Below are 24899 nucleotides of genomic sequence, written 5' to 3'. Positions count from 1 at the left end.
GGGATGTCGTCGTGGAGGCGGACAAAGCGAAGGAAGAAGCGAAATACAATTCGTAGAGTGTCACCGTCATTACCAAGGAAGATATTGCGCGCAAACAGGGGAAATCGGTGGAAGACGTGATTTTCAATGAAGTGGGCGTGACCAGAACCGTCGACGCTATGGGTAAAGTAGGCATCTCTATCCGTGGGGCCGATCCTCGTCATACCCTCATCATGGTGGACGGTCAGCCCGTCCTGGGAGACGTGAGCAAATACAGCGGCAACGGCGACGAGCTCATGCGGATCGGTGCGGAAAATATCGAACGCATCGAAATCATCCGCGGTGCCGCCAGTGCCAAATACGGAGCCGATGCTATCGGCGGCGTCGTCAATGTCATTACAAAAGGGCCGAAGGATACGCCGTCGGTGCAGTTCAATGCCGAAGGGAGATATCATAGTTCGCGGTATACCAGCTCCTATGAGAGCAGCGCTATACCGTCGAATTTCTTTTTACGAGCCGACAGCGGTAAGGTGGGTAAATTCAGTATTTCTGGCTGGACGTCGAAACGGGATATTATGCCGGTGTATAGTAAAGAGCGAGCTTATGGTGGTGGTACAGACAATATGTGGTATCAGCAGTTTAAGCCATCCCTGCGATATTACGGTGACGTGAAAAATAGCGGTGTTAGTGGTGCCTACGAATTTAATCAAAACCATAAAATTAATTTCAACTTCAACAGCGAACGGGAAGACGTGGAACGGCGCAATAAGTCCGCATTGGGAATGGGCGGTATCTTTGAACCGATGCAAGTCTTCAATCGGAATATGAAGCGGGATACCTATTCTTTTTCATATAAGGGACGGGGAGGCAATACAGATTGGACCGTCGATTTCAGCCATGGTAAGTCCAAGCAAGATGATGTGGCTGTGCTGGATTATGGAGCGGGAAGTCAGTATCGCGGTGCCAGAGCTCTCGCAGGTGTGGACTGGCTGGAACATGAACGGACAGATATCAATGTGGGAATGAATACAGCGATCAATGACAAGCATCTATTGAGTTACGGTTTTGGGCATACACGGGAATGGGCTACTGGATCTCGGTTAAAAAGCGCTCCTAAAACGCACATAGAAACGATCAATCCTTGGGACTATGATAAATCCCTGGCAGTACGGAGCAATACGGCGAGTGAAAATGATGAGCCCCGTTCATACGTTCATAACTTTGCGTTCAAACAAAATGAGAAGGGATTCATGTGGGATAAAAATACAGAATTTTATGGTGATAAAACTCCTGTTTTTACCTATGCTGATGCTAAAAATATGGATCCTGCCCTTAAAGCGTATCTAACGTCCCCCCAATGGTCACAGCCGGGATTTAAGCCTGTTATCACAGATGAATTGCGAAAAAAATATGGTGATATTGTGGATCGATATGAAGCATTTAATGAAGAATTGATTAAAACTCATGATTTCACAAAAATTCCAACCAATACCTATAAAGAATCCTTTGCGCCAGCTTTTGGATATTACGGTTTTTTAAATGGAGCGGACCAAAATAAAAACATCAAATACAATGGGACTTATTATGGACAAGGCTATGATGAACGAACGAATCAAATTGTTGTCGGTGAAGCGGAAATCAATAAGACCTATGCCTATGTGCAGGATACGTGGCAGGCCAATGATCAGACTACGATCACGCCGTCTCTGCGCCTTGACCACAGTGACCTCTTTGACAGCCAGGTCACAGGGAACGTAGGACTTCTGCATAATGTCCATGGCAATCCCAAACGAGGTTTCAAGGCCAATATCGGCACCGGCTATGCGGAACCGGGCATGGGCGAGCTCTATTACAATTGGGAAATGTTTGGCGCCGCTGGCAGTCATTTGGGCTGGTACTGGATTGGCAATCCGAATCTGAAGCCGGAAAAATCCCTCAATTTTGATGTGTCTCTCGAAGGGGAAAGCAACAAGACCTTTGCCAAGGTCAGCTTGTTCCACAATGAAATCAAGGACTATCTGACGAGCTACTTTACGGGGCAATTGATTGATTTTGGATATGGGGACATTTACTCCAGTTATGACGCTGCCAGCTATCATCCCATGCCGGATCGGATCTACAGCTTCCGCAATATCGGTAAGGCTAAGATCACGGGACTGGAAGCAGAGGTACAGCAGAAATTCAATGATCACTGGTCGGGCAAGCTGGGCTATACGCTGCTCCATGCCGTCAATACCAGTGATTCTGATATGCCGCATAAGCTGCTGGATCGGCCGACCCATAAGGTGGACATTGGACTGAACTACAAGAATACAAAAGGAGATTTCCGCGGCGCTCTCTGGGGCAGCTATTATATCCACATGCTGGACAGTAACTCCGTATCGACGGAAAGCCTCTTTGACAAGGATGAAGACGGCAACTATATCCGTAAAGATGGGAAGTATCAGGAAAAGACCTTTGGCGTCTGGAATGTCCTCTTCGAGAAAGATTTCGGCAAAGATTTGACGGCTTACATAGGTGTCGATAACATCTTCGATCATCGTGACGATGACCGAGCGTTCCAGGACCGGGTATACCGCTTTGGCGTCAATATCAAGCTGGAAGATTTGGGCGAAGCCCTGGCACAGCCCTTCCATATACGGAAAGACGCAGAAGGGAATCCCATCATCACCAACGTCTATGGCGGCGATTGGTTCCTGAGCCGGCCTGTCGACCTGTCGGCACAGCGCAAGGCTGGCGACGTCCGTTTCTTTGGTGACTATCGCGTCCGCAGTAATATGTTCAAAGGCGAAGACAAAGTCGCGATGCGGGATACAAAGACGACCCAGCCCAGTGATGCCGCAGCGAAGAATTATGCTGATAAGGCCGGGCATGGTCTGGAACAGTGCCTCCGTATCGGCGCTGATTACCAGATTGCCGATGGCCTGAATCTGCAGGTGGTAGGTTCCACGGCGAAACGGGATACGTCGTACAACGTGGCGGACAAGCGCGGTCTTCACGATCCGTACTTGGAACAGGCCGAATTGACAAAGAGTACCAAGAAATGGGATTGGTCCGTAGGCCGTATTTCGGAGCCTATGGGTGTGACGGGCTATTGGTTTGGCAAGGAGTACGATGGTGCCCGTGTCGTCTATACAGATCAAAAGACACAGGTCAGTGTTGGCTATGGTGATTTCAGCCAGAACACAGGTATTACAGACAGTGCCTATAATCATAAAGAACGGACGATCATTCATCGGGCACCGACACTATCAGAGTTAATAGGACTTAATACTGTAGTGGGTAATACGGAGGGCATCTATCCTGGATTGCCTGATAATCCCAATGGTCAGTATAACTATCAATCCAAATTTGATCATGCGAAGACACCGGAAGAAAAATTGGCTGTTATAAAAGAACTGATGGGAATTTTAAAGCATATTAATGAAGTTAGTAAGGAACAATTTAAAGACCTGGAATGGGCAAGCAAACCGTATAAAGGGTTTTGGGATGAAACAGAAGGAGGAGTGGTTCAGCTACTAAACCCGAATCAGGGATTGAAAAGTCATCAGTATAGGGCAATGGACGTTCAGGTAATCGTAGGTGAGAAACAATTGAATCTTTCTGATGCAGATGTCATACAGGAAGTATTAAAGGGCAGCAACCTATTATCAGGGTTTACTTTTGATGATTGCTTTAATGCTGGGAAGGTAAAAGCACGATTTAAAGATATTTTGACTCAAGTCCATGCCAGTGACTATTTGGATCGCAACGGTAATTCTATTGGATCAATAGACCAAGCAGTAGATCATGTGTTTTCAGCATATGTGGGGACAAACACGTTTTATCAAGTGATGGATACCAGTAAGCCTTTGGGACAATGGTATACTCCTTTTGGCGATGGACAAGACTATAACTATATTAGTAAAATGTTGTATCATATGACGGCGCTTGGCAGTGGATCGGATTTGTCGGGATTTGCTCAAGTGGGTTTAAATAAAGATACGGTGCCCTTGCCAGGTGCACCGATTACCTTTGCTGCAGTCGGTGACTTGCTCAAACAAGACGTCATCCCCGCCATGGACCGTGCCGCCTATATCAAGGTGCGCCGCCAGCTCAGCGACACCGTTGGCGGCCACACGCCGGACTTCTGGGTGGCCCGCCTCGACATCGGCATCGCCGATACCGGACATGCCCGGCAGCTGGCACGCCTACCTGGATTACAAAGCCTTCGACCACGGCTCCTTCGTCGGCGGCACCGGCGCAGACCTGCCGGACCGCTACCTAGACGGCATCCGTTCCTTCACTACGGGCATCGGCTACGTACCGGCACGCAACCTGCTCCTGGAAGCCAGCTATACCTTCGGCGCCAAGAGTACGCAGATGCGGGATACTCTCTATACGCCAGAAAACTTTACCCTGGGAGACTATACGAGGGTCCAGGTCACATACAAATTTTAAGTGCGACAAGATGCTGTTTTTTCGCGCCTATCCTCTTTTTAAACAAATTTTATAAGTTGCGGTTTCTGAATTTCACAGGTGTTGCATACTGTAATGGGGCTGTAGCAAAATAAGGAGTAATCCTCATTTTGTTACAGCCTTTCAGCTTTCGGGCTGCAGGCTTAGTATACCAGAAGTGCCTGGTCATGGCGCTCACCCATAAATCGGACCGGCATTGAGGTGTCCGCATACAGGGGAATGGCCGGCACCGGCAGACTATACTGTTTACTGGTGCCGGCAGTGCGCTGGCTATATGCAGCAGTACACCTGCCGTGCCGTACAGAATCTGTGTGCCAGCAGGGGAACCGTCATTTTCTGCTATGGTTGTAATGTATTTGTAAATTATACTGCAGAGTATCACTGCAGTATGCTGACGATAGGTCTTGTGTATGTTATAATCAGGATAATAAAGAAATTCATCGAAAGGCAGTGAACCATATGGCAAAGATTACATTGGAATCAGGATTTACTTTTGACGTTACAAACCTTTACGGTCCCGATAAAATCACGGACGAAGCAGTACGCGCTTTTGCACCGGTATATACGAAAGCGCATGCCGCCATGATGGAAATGCGCAGAACCGGTTTGATGGCTGGTCATCTTTCGAAGGACGGCGAGCCGGAGGCCGTTCTTTTTCCGCAGTTACCGTATATTCAAGAGGGCAATATCAACTGCCCGGAACGGATTATGGCGTTGGAGGAATTAGCTCGGACATCGCGGAATCGTGTGGATGCCGTCATATTTCTCGGCATTGGCGGTTCCTATTTGGGCGGCAAGGTGCTTTTTGATGTGCAGTGCGGTGAGTTTTGGAATCTGAAAAGTACGGAGGCGCGCAAGGGATTTCCCAAGGCTTTTTTTGCCGGAAATAACGTGGATTCCCACAAACTTTCGGGATTGGTCAGCTTTTTGAAAACGGATAGTAAGAATAAGCCTGATTATACGGTAATGGCTGTTATTATTTCTAAGTCTGGCTCGACGATCGAGCCGATGTCCAATTACATGATTCTGCGGCAGGCGATGGGCGATGCCGGTATTCATTTTGAAACAGTTGCCGTGACAGATCCCCATCACGGCGCGGAGAGAGAAACGCTGCTGCATGGCTTGGCAAAAAAATCAGAGTGGCCTATGTTTCGCGTGCCCGACGGAGTAGGCGGACGCTTCAGCGTCTTTTCCGAGGTTGGACTGATTGTAGGTGTCCTCATTGGCTTTGATATTCGTCAATTTCTGGCGGGTGCCAGAGATATGGATCAGGTTTGCCATGATTCGGATATTTGGAAAAATCCGGCGTTGCTTAACAGTGTCTTGAAATATTTGGCGGGGGCCCGGCAAGGGCGCGCCCTGGAAGTGCTTATGCCGTATGCCGACAATCTTAAATCGTTGTCAGAATGGTATATTCAACTGTTGGCTGAATCTTTGGGCAAGCGGCTGGACAAGCAGGGTAAGGTCGTGCATTACGGACGGACGCCTATCGTTGCTGTGGGCACGACGGATATGCATGCGCAGACTCAGGAGCATCAGGAAGGGCCGCAGGATAAGGTCGTGCAGTTTGTGTCGGTGCAGTATTGGGACGATGATGTGACGGTACCGCATATGTATGATGAATATCCAAAGCTGGCGGCCTTTAGTGGATTGCCCTTAAGCCGCATTCTGGAGGCTGCCCGCGGCTCTAATGCCGAGGCCCTTGCCGGAGACGGACGGCCCAGCGCCAATTATATTTTGCCGGAACTTACGCCGTATCATTTGGGTGAGCTTATGTTTATGCTGTGCCTTTCTATTGCGTATGAGGGAGAATATGCTAATGTTGATGCCTTCAACCAGCCTGGCGTAGAGGTATATAAGCGTCTTCTTGGCGACCGGCTGCAGAAATTACAGGAGGAATGAGTAGAAATGAATGTGTTAGTAACAGGCGGCGCCGGTTATATCGGCAGTCATACTGTCAGAGCCTTGCTGGCGCAGGGCCATCAGGTTACGGTGCTGGACAATCTTTCACGGGGGCATCGTGACGCTGTGCCGCAGCAGGTGCGGCTTATCATAGAAGATATTCACCATATCGACAAGGTCCGCCGGATACTTGAAACGGCTCATATTGATGCTGTTATGCATTTTGCCGCGCATAGCCAGGTCGGGGAATCTATGGAAAATCCGACGATTTATTATGATAATAACGTTGTCGGCTCGTATTGCCTTCTCGAGGCAGTACGGCAGGCTGGTGTGAAGTATATGGTTTTTTCTTCCACGGCGGCAGTATATGGTGAACCGGAAAAAACGCCGATTACGGAGGATATGCCGTATTGCCCGACTAATGTGTACGGACAGACGAAACTGATGATCGAAAATATGCTGGCGCAATTCAGCCGGGCCTATGGACTGAAGTATGTGGCATTGCGGTATTTTAATGCTGCCGGGGCCGCTGCGGACGGAAGTATTGGCGAAGATCATACACCGGAAACACATTTGATCCCTCTTATTTTGCAGACCGCGCTGGGGCTGCGGAAATCGATTAAGATATTTGGCACCGATTATCCTACGCCGGACGGCACGTGTATCCGTGATTATATTCATGTCACGGATTTGGCGGATGCTCATTGCCGTGTTTTATCCTACCTTGCGCAGGGCGGTGTGTCCCAGTATTTTAATTTGGGCTCGCAGCATGGCTTTAGCGTGCGGGATATGATTGAAACTGCCAAGCAGGTCACGGGCCGTGATTTCCTTGTAGAAGAGGCACCTCGCCGGGCAGGCGATCCGGCTGTTCTGGTCGCCGCATCGGGTAAGATCAGGGAAATAACCGGCTGGCAGCCGATTCGCAGCAGTGTGGAAACGATTATAGCGGATGCCTGGAATTGGCATAGCCATCATCGCAGCGGATATGATGTTTCACAGTAAAATAATATCCCTGGGACATCTTGTAAGGAACTTTTTAGCTCACCACAGAAGAACGTGGCTCCCGTATGGAGCGATTATGGTCTTTTTGACCATAATATGGTTCGCGTGGGAGGGAGCTCCTTCAGGACGGCAGGAAATCATACGGGAGACGGAGAACCACGGTGGTTCTTCTTCTCCCGTTTTTTCTGTGCCGGAACAGGATGAAAAGGGAGAAAAGATGGCGGGAACGCTGGTGTGCAGTACGGCTAATACGCGGCGTAAACGCCCGCTTCCGGATCTGTTTGCAAGCTCTCTGCCGAAGCAGGGAGCAGAAAAGAACATTGTGCCGGAGCCGCTGCCAGTGATACCGGCTGCTGGAAATACCGTGTCTGCGCTGCCGTCTGCCGGTGGCGTCATGAGCAGTGGAACGAACCGGCTGGTCCTGCTCAAAAACGAAAAACAGGCGCGGGCCTGTGGCCTTGGCGATGAGTTTGACGGCTGGCATATCGTGTATATTGGAGACGGCGTTGTCGGTCTTGAGAAAAACGGACAGGTTACAGAATTGAAGGTGTAGAAAGGAATGGACTATGAAACATTTTCGTATCATCTTAGCACTGATTTTTTCCTTATGGACCTTTCCGGCGGCGGCAGAATCGCTTATGCAGGTTCATGTGTACGAGGTTCCCGTACGGACCGTGCTGGAGGGATTGGCACGGAGCGGCCGAATGAACCTTATTGTCGATGATACCGTGCAAGGAAATATTACCGTACATTTGACCGGCGTAACGGCAGCTGAAGCTGTACGGGCCATAGCGGCCAGCCAGAACCTGTTTTATGATGACAGCGGTCCCGTGCGGATTATCACTGCCGGCAGAAAACAGGATAGTGCTAAGACCTTCCATACGTGGCAGCTGCAGTATACGTCCCCTCAGGATATCCGGGAGGCAGTCCGGGCGGTCGTACCGGAAGCGGACGTACGCTGTCATGATGAAACCAATATGCTGATTATCGGCGGTACATGGCAGGAGGCGGCAGCCGTCGGGGAACTGGTCCGAAAGTTGGATACATTGCCGCAGCAGGTGGACGTGGAGGTGGAAATCGCATCGGTGGACAGAGATGCATTAAAGCATACCGGCGTGGATTGGGAATGGTCACATGTCAAAGGGGGTTCGGATCATGACAAGGTATTTTCTTTTGAAGCGCAGATTCATGCTCTGGAGGAAAAAGGGAAGGCCCGTATTTTGGCCAAACCACATATGGTGGCTGTCAATGGTAAAGAAGCGCGCATTCTTATCGGTGATAGGATACCCGTACAGACGGAGCATATTTCTGAGGGTGAGCGGACAGCGACGACGGAATATCAGGATGCCGGTATTCAGCTCCGGTATATACCGCGCATTCATGCTGATGGCAGTGTAACTGCATATATTCAGGCTGAAGTCAGTACGCCCGTTTTTGTCCCAGAACTGAAGGCATACCGCATCGCTACTCGACAGGCTCAGTCGGTTGTACGCATGACACAGGGAACGGCTCTCGTGATTGGCGGGCTTATTCGCAGGGAGGATATAGAAAATTTCCGCAAGGTCCCGCTGTTGGGAGATCTGCCGTTGCTGGGGAGACTGTTCAGGAGTCATTACACGTCATCCAAGGAGACCGAGGTCGTCATATTGCTTCGTGCTGAGGTAGTTGGGGACAAAATACCGAAAATTGGGTAAGGCCGGAAATATGTGTCTTAAAAAAGTATTTTCTGTATTGACATTTTGACAGAATCGGGTATAATAAATGTCAACAATATATTTCCAAAACTAAAGGTGTAGATGGAAAAAAGTAGGGTTGCAGATATCCTCGCAGAGAGCCGGTGGCGGGTGTAAACCGGCAGGTGATGCAGCGTGAAGTTCTTTCCTGAACTGCAAGGCTGAACCGTTACAGTAGGCCGAGCCGGTGTGGCAGCCGTTATGAGCGCTATGAGTTGATCCGATTCGAGATTATTAGGGTGGTACCGCGGAATTTTCCGTCCCTTGCGTACCACCCTTTTTTTATTTTTTATTCGGATACGCAGGGTGGTACCGCGAGTTCATCGTCCCTCATCAGAGGGGCGGATTTTTTTTATACACTTTCGGGAAGTATAGCTATTATTATCCTTGTTATTTTGTTGGGAGGAAACAAAAATGAATAGTTCAGTCATCGTAGTTGGTTTGTACATTTGCGTTATTTTCCTGATAAGCTGGTATACGAAACGTCGTGCCGCCGGCAAATCGGAAAATTATATTTTGGCAGGACGCCGTCTCACAACACCTCTGATTATGGTATCCATCGTGGGACTGGCTGTCGGCGGGGCGTCTACAATCGGGGTAGCGGAGCAAGCCTATAAGGCCGGTATTTCCGCCGGCTGGTATACGACGGCATGGGGAATCGGCGCTATTGTTATGGGACTGACAGTAGCCAAAAAATATCGCAATCTGAACATTACGACTATCCCGGAAATGCTGGAACGGTATTATGATAAAAAAAGCATGGGGATCGGCATCGTCTGCCAGATTATCGTGCAGCTCGTCGTAATGAGTATGCAGTATGTTGCCGGAGGGATGATCTTGTCGGCGCTGATGCCGGAGATATTTACGCCGGTCACGGGGATGCTCATGAGCGCTGTGGTCTTTATCGGCGTCACGCTTATTGGCGGCATGTGGTCTGCCAGCGTCACCAATCTTATGAATGTCAGCTTGAAGTATGCCGGGATTCTCATGGCCGTCGTCCTTGCGGTCCGCATGGCAGGAGGGATGGATCAGATTCAAGTGAATCTGCCGATGGCACACGGTCTTGATTTTATTTCTGGTGTAGGCCCGATGACGATTATTACATGGATTGTTGTACTTATTACTGTAAACCTTTCTCTGCAGAGTATCATCCAAATTTCTCTTGGCGCCAGGGATGTGCATACGGCCCGCAAGGGATTTATTATCGGTGGATTAGTCATGCTTCCTATTGGGTTTGTCAGCGCGCTGCTCGGTGTTATTGCATCCGAAATATATCCCAATATTTCTGCGACGGCTGCATTGCCGCAGATGATTATGTCTTTAAACCCGTGGCTGGCCGGTGTTACACTGGCGGCTCTCTGGGCCGCTGATGTAAGCTGCGCCTGCAATTTGCTCCTCAGTTCGGCTACGTTGTACTCCCATGATATTCATAAACGATTCATCAATCCATCCATGTCGGACAGCAAATATCTGGCGGTTACCCGTGCAGCCGTATTGCTGCTGGGACTTTTGACCTTGGGTTTTGCACTGACTATCAGCGGGATTATCTCTACGCTTATGGCTGGTCTGAGTCTGATGACAGCTTTCAGTGTTATTGCTGTCATGACGCTTTACGCACCGAAGTATTGCTCACGCGAAGCCGCTTTTTACACGATTCTCACATCTGTTGTCGTTCTTGTTCTGTGGATGACGGTGCCGGCTGTACGTATTCTGCCCCATGTCATTTATGCGGAATGGATTATCTGCGGAGCTGTATTTCTGGGTATCAGTGCTGTCTGCCATCGCCCTATCATCATTGATGAACATCTGGCAGTCAATGAAAAAATTAAAACCATTCCAGCACAACACTAGGTTATCATTATTGCAGTGCCAAACGCCCTTGGAGACAGGGGCGTTTTGATATATAATCCCGATTACTCCCGGCCTTTTTCCTTTATTCCCGCATATATATATGGTACAATAAAGACTACTGAAAATAGTATGCGTGTGAAGCCGGGGGAGGCATAGGGATGAGTTGGCAGATAGAAAAAATATTGGCGGAGCGGCTAGATAGTGAAACGGGATATTATAAATATCCTTTTGGGACTCGTCATGCCATGGCTATTTGCTATCCCAATACATATGAGGTCGGCATGAGCAATTTAGGCATGCAAATTATTTATCGGGAAGTAAATCGGCGAGAAGACTGGTTGTGTGAACGGGCGTTTTTGCCTGATAAGCAGTTGGCTAAGTGGTATGCCAAGGAACATACGCCTCTTTTGACATTGGAAAATCACCGGCCCCTCTGTGATTTTGAGATTGTAGGTCTTTCTGTAAATTTTGAGATGGATTATTTCAACGTGCCCGCCATATTGGAGCAAGGGCACGTTCCTGTTTTGGCGGCTGAACGAAAAGATACGGATCCGCTTGTTGTTATGGGTGGTCCTGTTGCTTTTTTTAATCCAGAGCCGCTGACTCCGTTTGTTGATGTATGTATGGTCGGTGAGGGAGAACAGATGATTCATGCGTTTCTCGAGGCTTACATGAAAGGAACAGAGCAGGGATTGGGCCGGCGAGAACTGCTTGCTGCACTGGCGCAGGTTCCCGGCATATATGTGCCTGCCCTGTACCGGCATGAATATGGAGAGGACGGGCAGCTGATACGGATAGTTCCCGAAGCGGGCGCGCCGCTTCAGGTGGAACGGCAGTGGCAGGAATTATCAGCGCCGGGCGAGACCGTCGTGTCTACACCGTATACGGAGTTTGGCGCGATGTATCTTATTGAGATTGCCAGAGGCTGCGGCCGGCACTGCCGGTTTTGTATGGCCGGTTATTGCTATCGCCGGCCGCGTGTGCGTTCTCTGGAATATGTGAAGGAAGCTGTGCTGCGGGGTAAAAGGCTAGGCAAAAAAATTGGTCTTATGGGTGCCGCTATTTCTGATTATCCTCAGATTGATGAGCTGGTAACGTTTATTCGTCAGGAGGGCATGGCCTTTTCCTGCGCGTCTCTGCGGGCCGATTCCATTACGCCGGCAATTGTCAAAGGATTGGCAGAAAGCGGACAGAAGACGATTACTTTGGCTCCCGAGGCAGGAAGTGCCCATATGCGGGACATTATTAATAAGGGAATTACAGAAGAACATCTGATGCATTCTATTGATCTGGCGACAGCTGCCGGGATTCGTCATGTCCGCATGTATATCATGATCGGACTTCCTATGGAGACGGATGAGGATATTACGGGAATTGTAGATATGACGCGGCGTGTCCGGCAGCATATGGCTGCTATTGGCAATACGGGGAAACTGACACTTAGTATCAATCCTTTTATTCCTAAACCATGTACGCCGTTTCAATGGATGGCAATGACCCATAAGAAGGTTGTGGAAAAACGTCTGGAACATATCAAAAAGGCTTTGGGGCGGGACAAGCAGATAGAGATTTTAGCAGAGCCGCTGCGGCAGTGTTACATACAGGGCGTATTGTCCCGTGGTGATCGCCGGGTGGGAGAGCTGCTGGTTCTGGCGCATCGCTATGGCGGTGTCAAGGGCTGGAAACGGGCTGCCAGCGAATTGCATTTTGATACAGAACAGTTTTTATATGAAGCACGGCCTGTCGGGACACTGCTGCCGTGGAGCGTGTTGGATATGGGGTTGGTTCAGGGATATTTGGAACATGAATTGGAGCAGGCGCGCAAGGGAGCATATACTATTCCTTGTTTTGAAGGCTGCCGGCGCTGCCAAGTGTGCGGAGGTACATAATGGGAACACGATGGGTAACACATGATAATGGGATCGCATGGGAGGCAAGTCATCTGTTATCAGCCGCCGGCTTGTGTCATGGTGTCACGGGACGCGGCGGCGGCGTCAGCATAGCGCCCTGTGATTCGTTGAATCTGGCACTTCATGTTGGCGATGATGTGACTGCCGTATTAGAAAATCGCCGCCGGTTCTGCGCTATGGTGGGCTGGGAGCTGCCGCGTATGACGACGGCGCAGCAGACTCACGAGGATCATGTCGTTGCCGTTGGCGAAGCAGAATGCGGCAGTGGGGCCGGCAGTTATGAGGATGCGCTGGCTCACACGGATGCGCTTATGACAAATCAGAAGCAAATCCCGCTGGTGATTTTTGTGGCAGATTGTGTGCCGGTTATCTTATTTGATCCGCTAAAACAGGTGTGTGCTGTTGTTCATGACGGCTGGCGCGGGACGGTGGCACGACTTGCCGCAAAAACCGTTTTTGCCATGACGGTTGCCTATGGATGCCGCCCTTCTGATATATTAGCATATATTGGGCCATCCATTTCGGCTGCTCATTTTGAAGTCAGTGAAGCTACGGCGGGACAGTTCCGGCGCATGAGTCCAGCCTATGCGGATTGTGTCAGGGAAACAAAAAACATTCTTACTGTGGATTTGTGGCAGGCGAACCGCCAACTTCTTATCGATGCGGGCCTTGCGGAAAAACATATTGATTTGACAGAGAGCTGCGTGTATGAGGACCGCGAAAGGTTTTTCTCATATCGAAGGGATTGCAGTCATACCGGCAGGATGGCGGCCTTTGTTATGTTGACATAGGTAGGGCAAACGCAGGCATACTGCTGGCAATTTTTTTGAAAAATTACTAGCATTTATGGCATGAACTCTATATAATAGAATAAGTGTAATGTTTTATATATAGTAAATCATGCACAGTACGGAGGGATTTGTTTTGATTAAAGAAAATATTGAGGCAGTAAAAAAGAGAATGGCCGATGCTGCTGCCCGAGCCGGCAGGACAGATGAAATTACGCTGGTTGCCGTAACTAAAAACCATCCGGTGGAATATATGAAGGAGGCTGCTGCAGACGGCATTACTGATGTAGGGGAAAATCGCATTCAGGAAGCGTTGCAGAAACGGGAAGCCTTTCCGGATAATCAGCTGAAATGGCATCTTATCGGACATTTGCAGACAAATAAAGCCAAGCATGGCGTTGCATGTTTTGACCTTATTCATTCTATTGATTCTGAGCATCTGCTGCGGGCGGTTGATAAGGAAGCGGCAAAGCTGGGTAAGGTACAGGATATTTTACTGCAAGTCAATGTGGCGCGTGAAGAAAGTAAGTTTGGCATGGATGTAGAGGCTTTTCCGGCTATGTGCGAATTAGCAGAAACGCTGACGCATGTTCGCGTACAGGGACTTATGTGCATTGCGCCTAATTATGAACATATCGAAGATGTACGGCCTGTTTTTCGTATTGCAGGGGCCTTGTATGAAGATATGAAATCTAAATTTTCAGATGGTCAAGTCCGTTACCTGTCTATGGGCATGACCCATGATTTTGAAATAGCAATCGAAGAGGGCGCCAATATTGTTCGTGTAGGTACGGCTATTTTTGGCCCTCGTAATTACTAAGGGAGGATTTATAACCATGGGATTGAAAAATTTTTGGAACAAAGTAGTAGGGACTGTAGGCGGCGTAAACGACGAAGACGAGTTTGAAACGGATGAGTATGAAGATGAAGATATGATGGATAATGAGGAAGAACGGCAGACACGCCGTTCAGCAGCGATGCCGCGCCGTCCGGTGACTGGATATGCGCAGTCTGACCGTCCGCTTAAAATGATGATCGTCGAACCGGAAACCTTTGATGATTCTCAAAGCATTGCCGATTATCTGAGGGATCGCAAGCCTGTTGTTATTAACTTTGAATCGACGGCGCCGGATGTATCAAAACGGGTCGTGGATTTTGTCAGCGGCGCGACCTATGCTTTAGATGGGAATATCCAAAAGGTGGGAAAGGATATTTTCCTATGTGTGCCAAGCAATGTTACTGTGGACCGGGGCAAACCGGATTATGGTGATTTTAATTCGGCACAACTGTCCTGGAATAGCGGCAGTGACGGCAATAATACGCCGCAGCAATAAGATTGGCGGAGGAGTTTTGTGAAAAACAGAGATAGAATTATCCGATATTATAAGGGAACCGATAACGGGGAATTGGCGGCACGATTGATCGATTTGGCTGACAGTGTTGCCAAGGGAAGACCGTATGCGGTCAGTGAATTTGTTTCTCCCGGTGCCGTTCAAATCGGTGAAACCATTCAGGCTCATGTACCTTCCCTGGTCCTGCGGGTCTTTGGCGGATATGAAGGTGCCGAACGGGTCAAGCTGGCTTTCGTCAGTGCGGATTATGAAGGCTCTGTTGATTTTAACGTAACGGCCTGCCGTGTGACCTGGGATGCCCGGTATCGTCTTCTCAGCCATCGGGATGTATTAGGCTCTTTAATGGGTTTGGGAATTTCCCGTGAACGGTTTGGAGATATTATTATGCAGGAGGATGGTGCCGTCATTTTGGCGGATACCTTACTGCTGGCATATTTACAGCAGAATTTTGTCAAAATAGCAATGGTTCCTGTAACGGTGTCGCAGATGGTTCTTAAAAACATTATGCCCCGGCAGGAAAAAATCAAGGAAATTAAAACGACCGTAGCATCACTGCGGTTGGATGCTATCGTTTCCTCCGGCTTTGGCATTTCACGCACCAAAGCAGCTGAAGCTATAAAGGGCGACCGGATCCAGGTCAATTGGCAGCCTGCCAAGGGACCGTCTCAGGATGTGCAGGAGGGAGATGTTATTTCGATGCGCGGTAAGGGCCGCATGGAAATGACACAAATAACAGGTACGTCCCGGAAAGGGCGGACTGGCGTCTTATTGAAACGTTATATGTGATGTTGTATCATTACACAATGCATGTGATTTGAGGAGGAATGTACCATGTTGACACCAATGGATATTCATAATAAAGAATTCAAAAGGGGCTTTCGCGGTTACAGTGAAGAAGATGTGGATGCCTTTATGGACAGCATAGCCGGCGATTATGAAAAGGTATATCGTGAGTATTGTGAACTGAAGGAGCGCTGTGATAAGCTGCAGGATAAGCTGACGCAGTATGAAAAAATGGAAGCGACGATGAACAGCACGCTCATGCTGGCACAGCAGACGGCTGAAAATGTCAAGGTTTCTGCCCGCAAGGAAGCGGATTTGATCTTGCAGGAAACGGAAAATAAAAAGAAACAGATGATGAATGAAACGACGATGAGCTTGCAGTCTTCGCAGCAGGAAGTGGAAAAATTGAAGGCACAGACGCATGCGTTTAGGGCCAAATGCCGGGCGATTCTTACAAGCCAGCTTCGTTTGCTGGATGATATGGTTCTCGATGCCGAAGAACCTGCGCCAGCAGCGCAGCAGAAACCGGCAGAAAAACGAGCTGGTGCGAATACATAATAACAGCCAATTTCATGGATATGCTCTCTTTCAGGTATGACGATGCAGTTAAACCCGGCGGGGAGTATATTTATTTACAGGAGGGATACCTATGAAACGCATATGGTTGGTTTTGGTAACAATACTGATGTTGACAGCCGGTACGGCTGGTGCTTATAATCCATATGCTCCCAATCAATTTGATACGATGGAGCGGAATACATGGGAATATCAATATGTGTACGAACTCAGTAAGGATGGATTGACGGATGCTGATATGTCGAAATTTTCTTCTTCTTATAATCTGACCCGTTTTGAAATGGCCCAAATGGTGGCTGCCGCTATGGCACACCGCAGTCAGGCTACTCCCGATCAGCAGAAAAAAATTGACCGTCTTGCTGCCGATTTTGCGGATGACCTGCAGTATGCCGGCGGCGTGGCGGCAGAACCGGATAATCAGTCCGGCGGGCAGATGCTGGATTGGAAGCAGGGAGAAGGAAAATGACGATATGCAAACAGTCGGTTCGGATGATTGCGATTGATCTGGATGGTACACTTCTCCGCAGTGATTCGACGGTGTCCCGGCATACTATTGATGTGATACAAAGGGCCCGGGATAAAGGCGTCATTGTGGCAATTGCGACAGGACGCATGTATGCCACGGCAAGTCCTTATGGCAAGCTGCTTGGGCTGGGGGATATACCTATGTTGCTATATGCTGGCGGCCTCATCCAGACGGTGGAATCGAAAAAAATCCTTTTTCAGCAGGCGATTTCGCTGGCAGATGCGGCAGAACTGCTAACGCTTGCAAGAGAAAAAAATTGGCAGATGCAGTCTTATATTGATGATGTGCTGCGTGTAGCTGTATATGAAAAATGGATTCAGGATTATGAACATATTACGCATTGCCGTGCTCTTGTCTGCGGCGATGCCTTTTATACCCCGCAGGGACGGCCTAATAAATTATTGTCCCGGGGAGAGCATAGAGAATTGGAAGAACGCAAACGGGAAATTGAAGAGGCCATGCCGGGACGATTTACGATTCTTTTTTCCGACCCGACTTTTTTAGAAATCATGCCTGAAGGAGTCAATAAGGGGATGGGTCTTGCCCGGTTAGGCGAGTTGTTTCATGTACCTGTCGGGCAGATTATGGCTGTCGGTGATTCACCTAATGATAGGGACATGATGGCAGCAGCCGGTTGGGCGGTAGCGATGGGAAATGCATCTTGTGATATCAAGGCGGCGGCAGATTACGTAACTATATCCAATGATCAAGACGGTGTTGCCGCAGCCATCGAAAAATTTGTATTGTGATATATAGAAGGAGGCTCCTATGGATCAGTTTCATTTAATTATCGTGACCGGTATGTCCGGAGCCGGTAAAAGTCATGCCGTACAGGTCTTTGAGGATATAGGATATTTTTGTATTGATAATATCCCCCCCGTCCTTATCCCTAAATTTGCCGAACTGTGCATTAAAGGCGGTGAACGGGTGAGACATGTGGCTCTTATTGCAGACATTCGCGGCGGCGAATTTTTTGATTCCATGAGCCAATGTTTGAAGGAGTTAAAGGAGCTGAATATATCTTACGAAATTGTTTTTATTGAAGCTTCTGATCAGGCGCTGGTCCGGCGGTATAAGGAAACGCGGCGCGTTCATCCACTGGCTCCTCACAGCCGCATCAGTCAGGGAATTGAGGAAGAACGCAAACGCCTGGACGCACTTCGCAGAAAAGCTGATTTTATTATTGATACAACCAATTTAACGCCCAAGCAGTTGAAGGAATTGCTAATCAAAAAATATTCGATTACGGATAGCAAAAAAATGATGAACATTACTGTCGTGTCTTTTGGTTTTAAGCATGGTATGCCGATCGATGCTGATATTGTCGAGGATGTACGTTTTTTGCCCAATCCGTTTTATGTTGAAGAATACAGGCACAAGTCAGGCCGGGTTCCGGCCGTGCGTGATTATGTGGAAAGCTTTCCGGTAACGGAAAAATTCAAAGAAAAATGGTTTGATATGATTGATTTTCTTTTACCTAATTATGAACGAGAAGGGAAAAGTCAACTCGTTATTGCCGTAGGCTGTACGGGAGGAATGCACCGCAGCGTATGCATGGCGGAAGCAATGTACAAGCATTTAAAGGAAACCGGCGTGGATGTTTCGATCGAGCATCGGGATATTTACAGAAATGAAGTTGAGGAAGATGCGCCGGGCTATGAAGGCATGTAATGGAGGTGTCGGCTTATGACTCTTTTTAAATGGCTGCATCCCGGGCTGCATATCAAACGATGGTTGTTTATTTTTGGTCTGGGAATGATGGCGACAAGTTTTGGTCTTGTGCTGACGTTTAATTATCAATGGCTGGGACAGATTGAAGAATGGATGTTCCGTATTTTGTATGAAACGACGGGGCATTACAATTATACTGTGCTGGCAACGATCGGCATTATTGTCATTGCTGCTGGAATTTTAATCATGGGGTGGGCAACACGCCGGCTTATATGCACGATGTTGGGGGTTGTTATTCCCAATGAATCGGGAAATATCAGTGATTTGATTTTGTCTAATTTAAAATTGTCCAAGGGCCCCAAGGTCGTTGTTATCGGCGGCGGTACCGGGCTTTCTGTCATGCTCCGCGGATTGAAAACAAAAACGTATAATCTGACGGCTGTTGTGACCGTTGCCGATGACGGCGGATCTACAGGCCGTATTCGTCAGGATTTGGACATTATCGCACCGGGAGATTTGCGTAACTGCCTGGTGGCGCTGGCAGATAAGGAAGGGCTGATGGAAAAATTATTTGCCCATCGGTTTGGCGGATCGGGAAATTTGACAGGTCATAGCTTTGGCAATTTGTTTATTGCCGCGCTGATTGAAATTTTAGGTGATGTAGAGGAAGCTATGGATGCGACGAGTAAGGTACTGAAAGTACGTGGCAAAGTGATTCCTGCATCGGCTGAAAAAATTTTACTCAATGCGGAAATGACGGATGGTCGTATTATCCAGGGAGAATCTCAAATACCCAAAGCACACGGTAAAATTAAACGGGTTTTTACAACACCGGAGCATCCGCAGGCTATAAAAACGGCTGTCAGCGCTATTAAAAATGCGGATACGATCGTTTTGGGACCAGGCAGCCTGTATACCAGTATTCTGCCCAATCTATGCGTTCCTGATATTGCGACAGCTGTCTGCAACAGCAAGGCTAAAAAAATTTATATTTGCAATGTAATGACGCAGCGTGGCGAAACGGATGATTATACCGTAGCGGATCATGTCAGGGCTATCAACCGGCAGGCAGGCAAAGATATTATTGATTTTGTTATTGCCAATAATGGTAATATTGATACGGCGATTTTGCAGAAGTATGCCAATATCGCCTCCCATCCGGTTATGATCGATAAAAAGGAAGTCGGCAAAACAGGAGCGACACTTATTTTGTCTGATTTAGTCAATCAGACAACGGGAGCAACCCATGATACGAAGAAATTAGCCAATGTATTGTTTGATTTGATCAATGCATTGCGGACTGACTTATCACCGGAACTGCTTCATTATTATCTGAAGCGTTATAATCGAACACATCGGTAGGAGGTGGGCCTATGTCTTTTGCCGAAGAGGTAAAGAATGAAATCGCCCACTGCAAACCGAAGAATGCCGCCTGTCGTTATGCAGAACTGGCGGCATTGCTGTGCATGGGTGGATCGTTGATGCTGGGATCGCATGGCCAGGTGGGAATCGAATTCAGTACGTCTAATAATGCGGTAGCTCGCAAGGCGTTGACCATGTGGAGACAGTCCTTTGCCATACGTCCGGAAGTGCGGGTGAGGCAAGGGCTGAGACTGCGAAAAAAAAATTACTACATATTGCGGGTACCGCCGTCTTTGATAAGTACGGAGATATTGGAGCAGCTATCATTGTTTCCCAAAGCGCAGGAATTTCATACCATAAATTTAAAAAGTCAGGATTGCCAGAGGGCGTTTTTACGAGGGGCGTTTATGGGCGGCGGATCTGTGAATCAGCCCAAGGGAGATTACCACATGGAACTGCTGACAGGCAACGAAGCGTTTGCGGCACTGCTTTTGAAAATTCTGCGCCGGTTTCATTTGCCAGCTAAAATGACAGATCGCAAGGGCGATTATTTGGTATACATCAAGGAGGGAAATGGTGTATCCTCCTTTTTGCAGTATATCGGAGCCAGTCAGGCGTATATGAAATTTGAAAGTGTCCGTGTTGTTAAAGAAATGCGCAATAATGTCAATCGCGTCGTCAATTGTGAAACTGCCAATCTGCAGAAGACCGTGGATGCGGCAGTACGTCAGCGTCGCGATATTCATGTCATCCAGGCATCTGGATTGTATCAGCAGATGACACCGAAGCTGCAGGAGGCGGCAGAACTGCGGGCGGAAAATCCAGAGGCATCCATGAGTGAGCTTGCTTCTGCATCAGGCTTGACGAAGTCGGGCCTGGCTCATCGTTTTAAAAAAATTGCCGACATTGCCAGGCAAATAGAAGAACAGGGGGAAAAATGAAGTTTATAAAATGGTATAAGTATATAGTATGCGGAGCTTGGGCTGTTTTGGCATTCACACATGGGGTCATGGCCGGACCGGATGCCGATGATCCGGATACGATGGATCGTATTGTCCATTCCCCGATGCTTCCAATTGCCATGACGGATCCCATTGATACAGGGACTCTTTTATTTTCGGACAGTCCGGAATATCCTGAACAGGATGGCATTTTGTATGCTGATAAGGTAAGCGGAGATTGCCGCATGTATTTTTATCATGTCAATCAGGGCCATTCTCCACGTAAAATTGTCGTTATGGCGTATAATCCTACCGGCTCAGTTGTTGATGTGGTTTTGAAGGGATATCAGTATACACGGCCGAGTACCTCGTATTATACAGTGGGCAAAGAGTTATCAACAATATATTATGAAGGATATGCGACAATCAGTAAGATCCCTGTGGAGCCCTATGGGTATGCGCTGCTGGGAAGCCGTCTTAATGATGTTTCTATCCTGCCGGACCAGTTGTTTTCAGGAATTGTCGATATGGAACTGCCGGTTCCCATGTATATTTCGGCCGTTATTTTACCTGTTCAGGCGGATCCGGTGGCATTTGTGCAAAAGCAGATATATTTGCCCAGCGATGCGGCCAAGCTTCGTGGAACATTTCGCGGTAAGGACCGTTATTTAAGCACTCTTATTCCTTATTCGCCCAATGATGGGACCGGCTATGTGAAAATTGCTGATGGTATTGCGGATCGTTTTTTACAGGGCAGGGATGTAATGGATAACCGGATTTCGGAAAATACCGGAAATTATGGTGTCAATTATACGATTCGGCTGCGTACGAAGGGCGTTGGCAATATTTATATGTATTTTAATCCGCAGGGCGGCGAGTACGCCGGCGTAGCTGAATTGATCTATACGAATCAGAAAAACGGGGATGACCGGAAGATTGTTGAACTCCCCAGCAAGACATTAAGCATGGGACAAAATGATCCATTTGCCATGCAGTACATCGACTCTTTTAAGGCCGGATCCGATGTGATTGTTCATATCATGCCGCCGGGAGCGGCTAATCTACCGGTACGCATTGTACTTGTACCGGATAAACAGCTCAGGGATGCGGCAGATGCGGCAGATAAATTGAAAAAATTGACAGATAAGGCAAAAAATCAGATGGCGGAGGAAAGCGATGAAGAGCAGCAAATAAATCGCAAGGCTGCGCAGGAAGCTAAGCGGAATACCGCTGATGAACAAGTACAGCATGTACAGAAAAATCAACGCCGGCACTATGAACCGGTTATAATAGGAAATTAATTGAAGCGACGAGGCAACGTTGATGTATAAATAAAAATCCCTTCAGATGATACAGGCAAGATACCTGTTCTCTGAAGGGATTTTTTAATATGGCCGGCTATGCAAAAAAACGTGTTAGTCCTGTCCGACAGGTTCTGTACCAAACCATTTTTTGTAGATTTTAGCATAGGTGCCATCGCTTTTTAATTCTTTGAGAGCCGCATTTACTTTTTCCAGCAGCTCCGGTTTGTCTTTACTGACCGCCATGGCAACACTGCGGGAAAGCAAAGGATCACCGACAATTTTTAGCTTTTGATCGCCGCCCTGTTTCAGATAATACATAGCTACGGCACTATCAATGGAGACAGCATCACAAGTCCCGGCTTCCAATTCCATCCAGCCCTGTGTGTTTGTGTCAAATTGCTTGACATTAGCACCATGTTCCTTGGCATGATCGGCAGCCTTGGAACCTACCTGAGCGCCGACTGTTTTACCGGTAATTGTGTCATAACCTGTGATATCTGTATTATCCTTACGGACTACAATTGTATAACCGCCCTTGAAATAAACATCTGTGAAATCGACTTGTTTTTTACGTTCCGGCGTAGCATCCATACCCGCAGCGATTAAATCAATTTGACCGCTGCGCAGCGCGGGAATCAATGCGTCAAAACCAAGATTTTTTACCTCCATCTTGTAGCCGATCTTGTCGCAGACGGCTTGTGTCAAATCAATATCAAAGCCGACATCCTTATCGTTTTCTGTAAATTCAAAAGGTGGAAACGTGGGTTCAGTGCCGACAACGAGAACTTTTTCTTCCTTAGAGGCACTTTCCTTTTGGTCTGACGAATTGCTGCCGCAGCCGGCAGCAAGTGTCATTGCGGCTAAAGATGCCGCAATGATGGCGATATGTTTTTTATTCATATATAAACCCCTCTCTGTACAATATAAATTATGGGAGATCACCCAGGTCCTTCATAATCAGGACATGAGGCCAAGCCTTAAAATCAGCTGCCGTTGTTGTGCCAGTGGTGACTCCGGCAAAATCTACACCGCTGTTGACTGCTGTTTGCGCATCAATGAGATTGTCTCCAATATAAAGAATATCTTGAGCGGATATTTTTAAAAATTGCTGGACACGCTGAATGCCATCCGGTGCCGGTTTAGCTTGCTGTACATCCTCTATTCCGACGACAAGGTCAATCAATGCTTCCAGATGATCCTTTTGCAGCGTCTGATTAATACGAGACCGTGTTTTAGTTGATACGATGCAGCAAAACGCATTCTGCGCCTTGATCTGTTCCAGCGCAGGACGGGTCTGCGCGTATAAGTGCGTGTTGGCGGTCATATATTTATCGGAGTAGCGTATTTTATATAAATGGACAAGCTCATTGATTCGGGTATCATCTGTTTCACCAGTCAACTCAGCTACAGCGTCATGCATAGTCATGCCGATTGTCTGGCAGATATTTTTTTTAGGGATACGAGGATATCCTTCATCAGCTAACAGCATTTCAAAACACATGACGATTCCCTTTTCGGAATTAGCCAATGTATAGTCAAAATCAAAAACATATGCTTTATACATTAGTTATCTCTCGGTTCTACGCCAAACCATTTTTTATATAAAGCCGCATAGGTTCCGTCGCTTTTTAATTCCTGAATTGTGCTGTTGACTTTTTCCAATTGCTCCGGCTTGTCTTTGCTGACCGCCATGGCAATACCGTCGGGTGCAAGCTGTGGTTCACCGGCTATTTTCAGATCCTTATCGCCGCCCTGTTTCAGATAATAAAGGGCTACGGAGGTATTAATAACCACGGCATCGCAGGTTTCGCTGTTTAATTCCATCCATCCCTGACTGTTGGCGTCATATTGCTTGACTTCTGCTCCGTAGCTCTGAGCCAGATCCACTCCCTTCGTGCCGACCTGTGAGCCGGCAATATGTCCTGAAAGATCATCAAAGCCGTGGATGGTATTGTTATCCTTGCGGACAACTACCGAATAGCCGTCATGAAAATAGGTGTTTGTAAAGGCAACTTGTTTAGCTCGCTCTGGAGTAGCATCCATTCCAGAAGCTATCATATCAATTTGACCGCTTTTTAGAGCAGGAATCAGAGCATCGAACCCCATACTCTTGATTTCCATTTTTACGCCCATTTTATCACAAATTGCCTGGGCATAGTCAATATCAAAGCCGACATATTTGTCATCCTCCGTAAATTCAAAAGGCGGAAAGGTCGGCTCCATACCGACGACGAGGGTTTTGTCGGCGTTCGCTGCGGCTTTCTCTGCTGAAGAGCCGCAGCCTGCGGTGAACGCAACGGTAGCCATAGCTGCTACAGCTATGGCTAGGGATTTTTTGTTCATAAAAACATCTCCTGTCTGAAATTCTATCTGCAATACATTACTGCTTATAATTATACTATATTAAGAGAGCGAAGGGAATAGAAATATGCTTTGATATAAAAGTTTTAATAGTGCTCATGGTAAGGGTAAAGGAGACATAGAACTGTAATAGAGAGGCTGTAAAAAAATGCTTGACATACAGGGTGGTTTGCGATATACTAAACAAGCTGTTGGGGACGGAGCCCGTCAGGGCATCACTTCTCCCGCTTCTTCAAAAAAAGAAGTGCTTGACAAACTCTCATGAGTTTGGTAGAATAAGCAAGTCGTCGCAAGACGGCATGACCTTTGAAAACTGAACAATGCAATAATTGAATTGAACGCCAGAGTGCGAGGTCTTGAAAACATCAAGACGTCAACAAGAGTAAGTATGAACCAAAAA

At 47.8% G+C, this 24899-nt stretch carries 20 protein-coding genes, 2 pseudogenes and 1 other annotated feature; of the genes and pseudogenes, 19 read left to right on the top strand and 3 right to left on the bottom strand.

The window, feature by feature from the left end; genetic code table 11:
* Positions 1-68: 68 nt before the first annotated feature.
* The 19 genes and pseudogenes from AB840_RS18325 to AB840_RS12010 form a co-directional block, all read left to right on the top strand.
* Positions 69-2498, top strand: a pseudogene (locus tag AB840_RS18325) (TonB-dependent receptor plug domain-containing protein); the annotation flags it as partial.
* A 1593-nt stretch (positions 2499-4091) separates the two neighbouring features.
* A pseudogene (locus AB840_RS18320) lies at positions 4092-4419 on the top strand (hypothetical protein); the annotation flags it as partial.
* A 477-nt stretch (positions 4420-4896) separates the two neighbouring features.
* Entirely contained in the window at positions 4897-6339 is a 1443-nt protein-coding gene (locus AB840_RS12095) for a hypothetical protein (protein ID WP_048515105.1), read from the top strand.
* A gap of 6 nt (positions 6340-6345) precedes the next feature.
* Entirely contained in the window at positions 6346-7341 is a 996-nt protein-coding gene (galE, locus tag AB840_RS12090; RefSeq protein WP_048515104.1) for a UDP-glucose 4-epimerase GalE, read from the top strand.
* Between the two features lie 85 nt (positions 7342-7426).
* Positions 7427-7894: a hypothetical protein gene (locus tag AB840_RS12085; RefSeq protein ID WP_143742731.1), complete on the top strand. Its 468-nt coding sequence runs from the start codon at positions 7427-7429 to the stop codon at positions 7892-7894.
* Positions 7895-7907: 13 nt separating this feature from the next.
* Positions 7908-9035, top strand: coding sequence for a type II secretion system protein GspD (locus tag AB840_RS12080; protein WP_048515102.1), 1128 nt, complete (start codon positions 7908-7910; stop codon positions 9033-9035).
* Between the two features lie 90 nt (positions 9036-9125).
* Positions 9126-9342 (top strand) — a binding site (T-box leader).
* A 146-nt stretch (positions 9343-9488) separates the two neighbouring features.
* Positions 9489-10925 carry a sodium:solute symporter family protein gene (locus AB840_RS12070; protein WP_048515100.1) on the top strand — a complete coding sequence of 479 codons (1437 nt, stop codon included), beginning with the start codon at positions 9489-9491 and terminating at the stop codon, positions 10923-10925.
* Between the two features lie 158 nt (positions 10926-11083).
* The gene (locus tag AB840_RS12065; RefSeq protein ID WP_048515099.1) at positions 11084-12814 is read left to right on the top strand and encodes a B12-binding domain-containing radical SAM protein; all 1731 of its coding nucleotides are present in this window, start codon (positions 11084-11086) and stop codon (positions 12812-12814) included.
* Positions 12814-13626, top strand: a complete 813-nt coding sequence (gene pgeF, locus AB840_RS12060) for a peptidoglycan editing factor PgeF (RefSeq protein WP_048515098.1) — start codon at positions 12814-12816, stop codon at positions 13624-13626. The genes AB840_RS12065 and pgeF overlap by 1 nt, the downstream gene beginning before the upstream one ends.
* A gap of 133 nt (positions 13627-13759) precedes the next feature.
* The gene (locus tag AB840_RS12055) at positions 13760-14443 is read left to right on the top strand and encodes a YggS family pyridoxal phosphate-dependent enzyme (RefSeq protein ID WP_048515097.1); all 684 of its coding nucleotides are present in this window, start codon (positions 13760-13762) and stop codon (positions 14441-14443) included.
* Positions 14444-14459: 16 nt separating this feature from the next.
* Entirely contained in the window at positions 14460-14957 is a 498-nt protein-coding gene (locus AB840_RS12050) for a cell division protein SepF (RefSeq protein WP_048515096.1), read from the top strand.
* 18 nt (positions 14958-14975) lie between these two features.
* Positions 14976-15761, top strand: a complete 786-nt coding sequence (locus tag AB840_RS12045) for a YlmH family RNA-binding protein (RefSeq protein ID WP_048515095.1) — start codon at positions 14976-14978, stop codon at positions 15759-15761.
* Between the two features lie 45 nt (positions 15762-15806).
* Positions 15807-16316 carry a DivIVA domain-containing protein gene (locus tag AB840_RS12040; RefSeq protein WP_048515094.1) on the top strand — a complete coding sequence of 170 codons (510 nt, stop codon included), beginning with the start codon at positions 15807-15809 and terminating at the stop codon, positions 16314-16316.
* Between the two features lie 91 nt (positions 16317-16407).
* Entirely contained in the window at positions 16408-16800 is a 393-nt protein-coding gene (locus AB840_RS12035) for a hypothetical protein (protein WP_048515093.1), read from the top strand.
* Positions 16797-17609 carry a Cof-type HAD-IIB family hydrolase gene (locus tag AB840_RS12030; protein ID WP_048515092.1) on the top strand — a complete coding sequence of 271 codons (813 nt, stop codon included), beginning with the start codon at positions 16797-16799 and terminating at the stop codon, positions 17607-17609. The genes AB840_RS12035 and AB840_RS12030 overlap by 4 nt, the downstream gene beginning before the upstream one ends.
* 19 nt (positions 17610-17628) lie before the next feature.
* Entirely contained in the window at positions 17629-18531 is a 903-nt protein-coding gene (gene rapZ, locus AB840_RS12025) for an RNase adapter RapZ (RefSeq protein ID WP_048515091.1), read from the top strand.
* A 15-nt stretch (positions 18532-18546) separates the two neighbouring features.
* Positions 18547-19893 (top strand): gluconeogenesis factor YvcK family protein, encoded by a 1347-nt coding sequence (locus AB840_RS12020; RefSeq protein WP_048515090.1) that lies wholly within the window; start codon positions 18547-18549, stop codon positions 19891-19893.
* A gap of 11 nt (positions 19894-19904) precedes the next feature.
* Positions 19905-20834, top strand: a complete 930-nt coding sequence (gene whiA / locus AB840_RS12015; protein WP_048515089.1) for a DNA-binding protein WhiA — start codon at positions 19905-19907, stop codon at positions 20832-20834.
* The gene (locus AB840_RS12010) at positions 20831-22135 is read left to right on the top strand and encodes a hypothetical protein (protein WP_053078180.1); all 1305 of its coding nucleotides are present in this window, start codon (positions 20831-20833) and stop codon (positions 22133-22135) included. Before whiA ends, AB840_RS12010 begins: the two co-directional genes overlap by 4 nt.
* A gap of 114 nt (positions 22136-22249) precedes the next feature.
* Here the strand turns inward: AB840_RS12010 and AB840_RS12005 are convergent, their stop codons facing one another.
* The 3 genes from AB840_RS12005 to AB840_RS11995 are packed head-to-tail and all read right to left on the bottom strand — an operon-like array spanning position 22250 to position 24481.
* Positions 22250-23038 carry a basic amino acid ABC transporter substrate-binding protein gene (locus AB840_RS12005; RefSeq protein WP_048515088.1) on the bottom strand — a complete coding sequence of 263 codons (789 nt, stop codon included), beginning with the start codon at positions 23036-23038 and terminating at the stop codon, positions 22250-22252.
* Positions 23039-23066: 28 nt separating this feature from the next.
* Positions 23067-23702 (bottom strand): HAD family hydrolase, encoded by a 636-nt coding sequence (locus AB840_RS12000; protein ID WP_048515087.1) that lies wholly within the window; start codon positions 23700-23702, stop codon positions 23067-23069.
* Positions 23702-24481 (bottom strand): basic amino acid ABC transporter substrate-binding protein, encoded by a 780-nt coding sequence (locus tag AB840_RS11995; protein ID WP_048515086.1) that lies wholly within the window; start codon positions 24479-24481, stop codon positions 23702-23704. The genes AB840_RS12000 and AB840_RS11995 overlap by 1 nt, the downstream gene beginning before the upstream one ends.
* Positions 24482-24899: the final 418 nt, after the last annotated feature.

Source organism: Megasphaera cerevisiae DSM 20462, assembly GCF_001045675.1.
Taxonomy (GTDB): Bacteria; Bacillota; Negativicutes; order Veillonellales; family Megasphaeraceae; genus Megasphaera; species Megasphaera cerevisiae.
This window is presented reverse-complemented; position numbering and strand designations above follow the sequence as displayed.

Excerpts from the sequence above, each read along its gene's own strand:
- whiA (WP_048515089.1), top strand. The coding sequence starts at position 19,905 with ATGTCTTTTGCCGAAGAGGTAAAGAATGAAATCGCCCACTGCAAACCG.
- AB840_RS12005 (WP_048515088.1), bottom strand. The coding sequence starts at position 23,038 with ATGAATAAAAAACATATCGCCATCATTGCGGCATCTTTAGCCGCAATG.
- AB840_RS12095 (WP_048515105.1), top strand. The coding sequence starts at position 4,897 with ATGGCAAAGATTACATTGGAATCAGGATTTACTTTTGACGTTACAAAC.
- galE (WP_048515104.1), top strand. The coding sequence starts at position 6,346 with ATGAATGTGTTAGTAACAGGCGGCGCCGGTTATATCGGCAGTCATACT.
- pgeF (WP_048515098.1), top strand. The coding sequence starts at position 12,814 with ATGGGAACACGATGGGTAACACATGATAATGGGATCGCATGGGAGGCA.
- AB840_RS12020 (WP_048515090.1), top strand. The coding sequence starts at position 18,547 with ATGACTCTTTTTAAATGGCTGCATCCCGGGCTGCATATCAAACGATGG.
- AB840_RS12010 (WP_053078180.1), top strand. The coding sequence starts at position 20,831 with ATGAAGTTTATAAAATGGTATAAGTATATAGTATGCGGAGCTTGGGCT.
- AB840_RS12065 (WP_048515099.1), top strand. The coding sequence starts at position 11,084 with ATGAGTTGGCAGATAGAAAAAATATTGGCGGAGCGGCTAGATAGTGAA.
- AB840_RS12070 (WP_048515100.1), top strand. The coding sequence starts at position 9,489 with ATGAATAGTTCAGTCATCGTAGTTGGTTTGTACATTTGCGTTATTTTC.
- rapZ (WP_048515091.1), top strand. The coding sequence starts at position 17,629 with ATGGATCAGTTTCATTTAATTATCGTGACCGGTATGTCCGGAGCCGGT.
- AB840_RS11995 (WP_048515086.1), bottom strand. The coding sequence starts at position 24,481 with ATGAACAAAAAATCCCTAGCCATAGCTGTAGCAGCTATGGCTACCGTT.
- AB840_RS12000 (WP_048515087.1), bottom strand. The coding sequence starts at position 23,702 with ATGTATAAAGCATATGTTTTTGATTTTGACTATACATTGGCTAATTCC.
- AB840_RS12050 (WP_048515096.1), top strand. The coding sequence starts at position 14,460 with ATGGGATTGAAAAATTTTTGGAACAAAGTAGTAGGGACTGTAGGCGGC.
- AB840_RS12030 (WP_048515092.1), top strand. The coding sequence starts at position 16,797 with ATGACGATATGCAAACAGTCGGTTCGGATGATTGCGATTGATCTGGAT.
- AB840_RS12035 (WP_048515093.1), top strand. The coding sequence starts at position 16,408 with ATGAAACGCATATGGTTGGTTTTGGTAACAATACTGATGTTGACAGCC.
- AB840_RS12040 (WP_048515094.1), top strand. The coding sequence starts at position 15,807 with ATGTTGACACCAATGGATATTCATAATAAAGAATTCAAAAGGGGCTTT.
- AB840_RS12080 (WP_048515102.1), top strand. The coding sequence starts at position 7,908 with ATGAAACATTTTCGTATCATCTTAGCACTGATTTTTTCCTTATGGACC.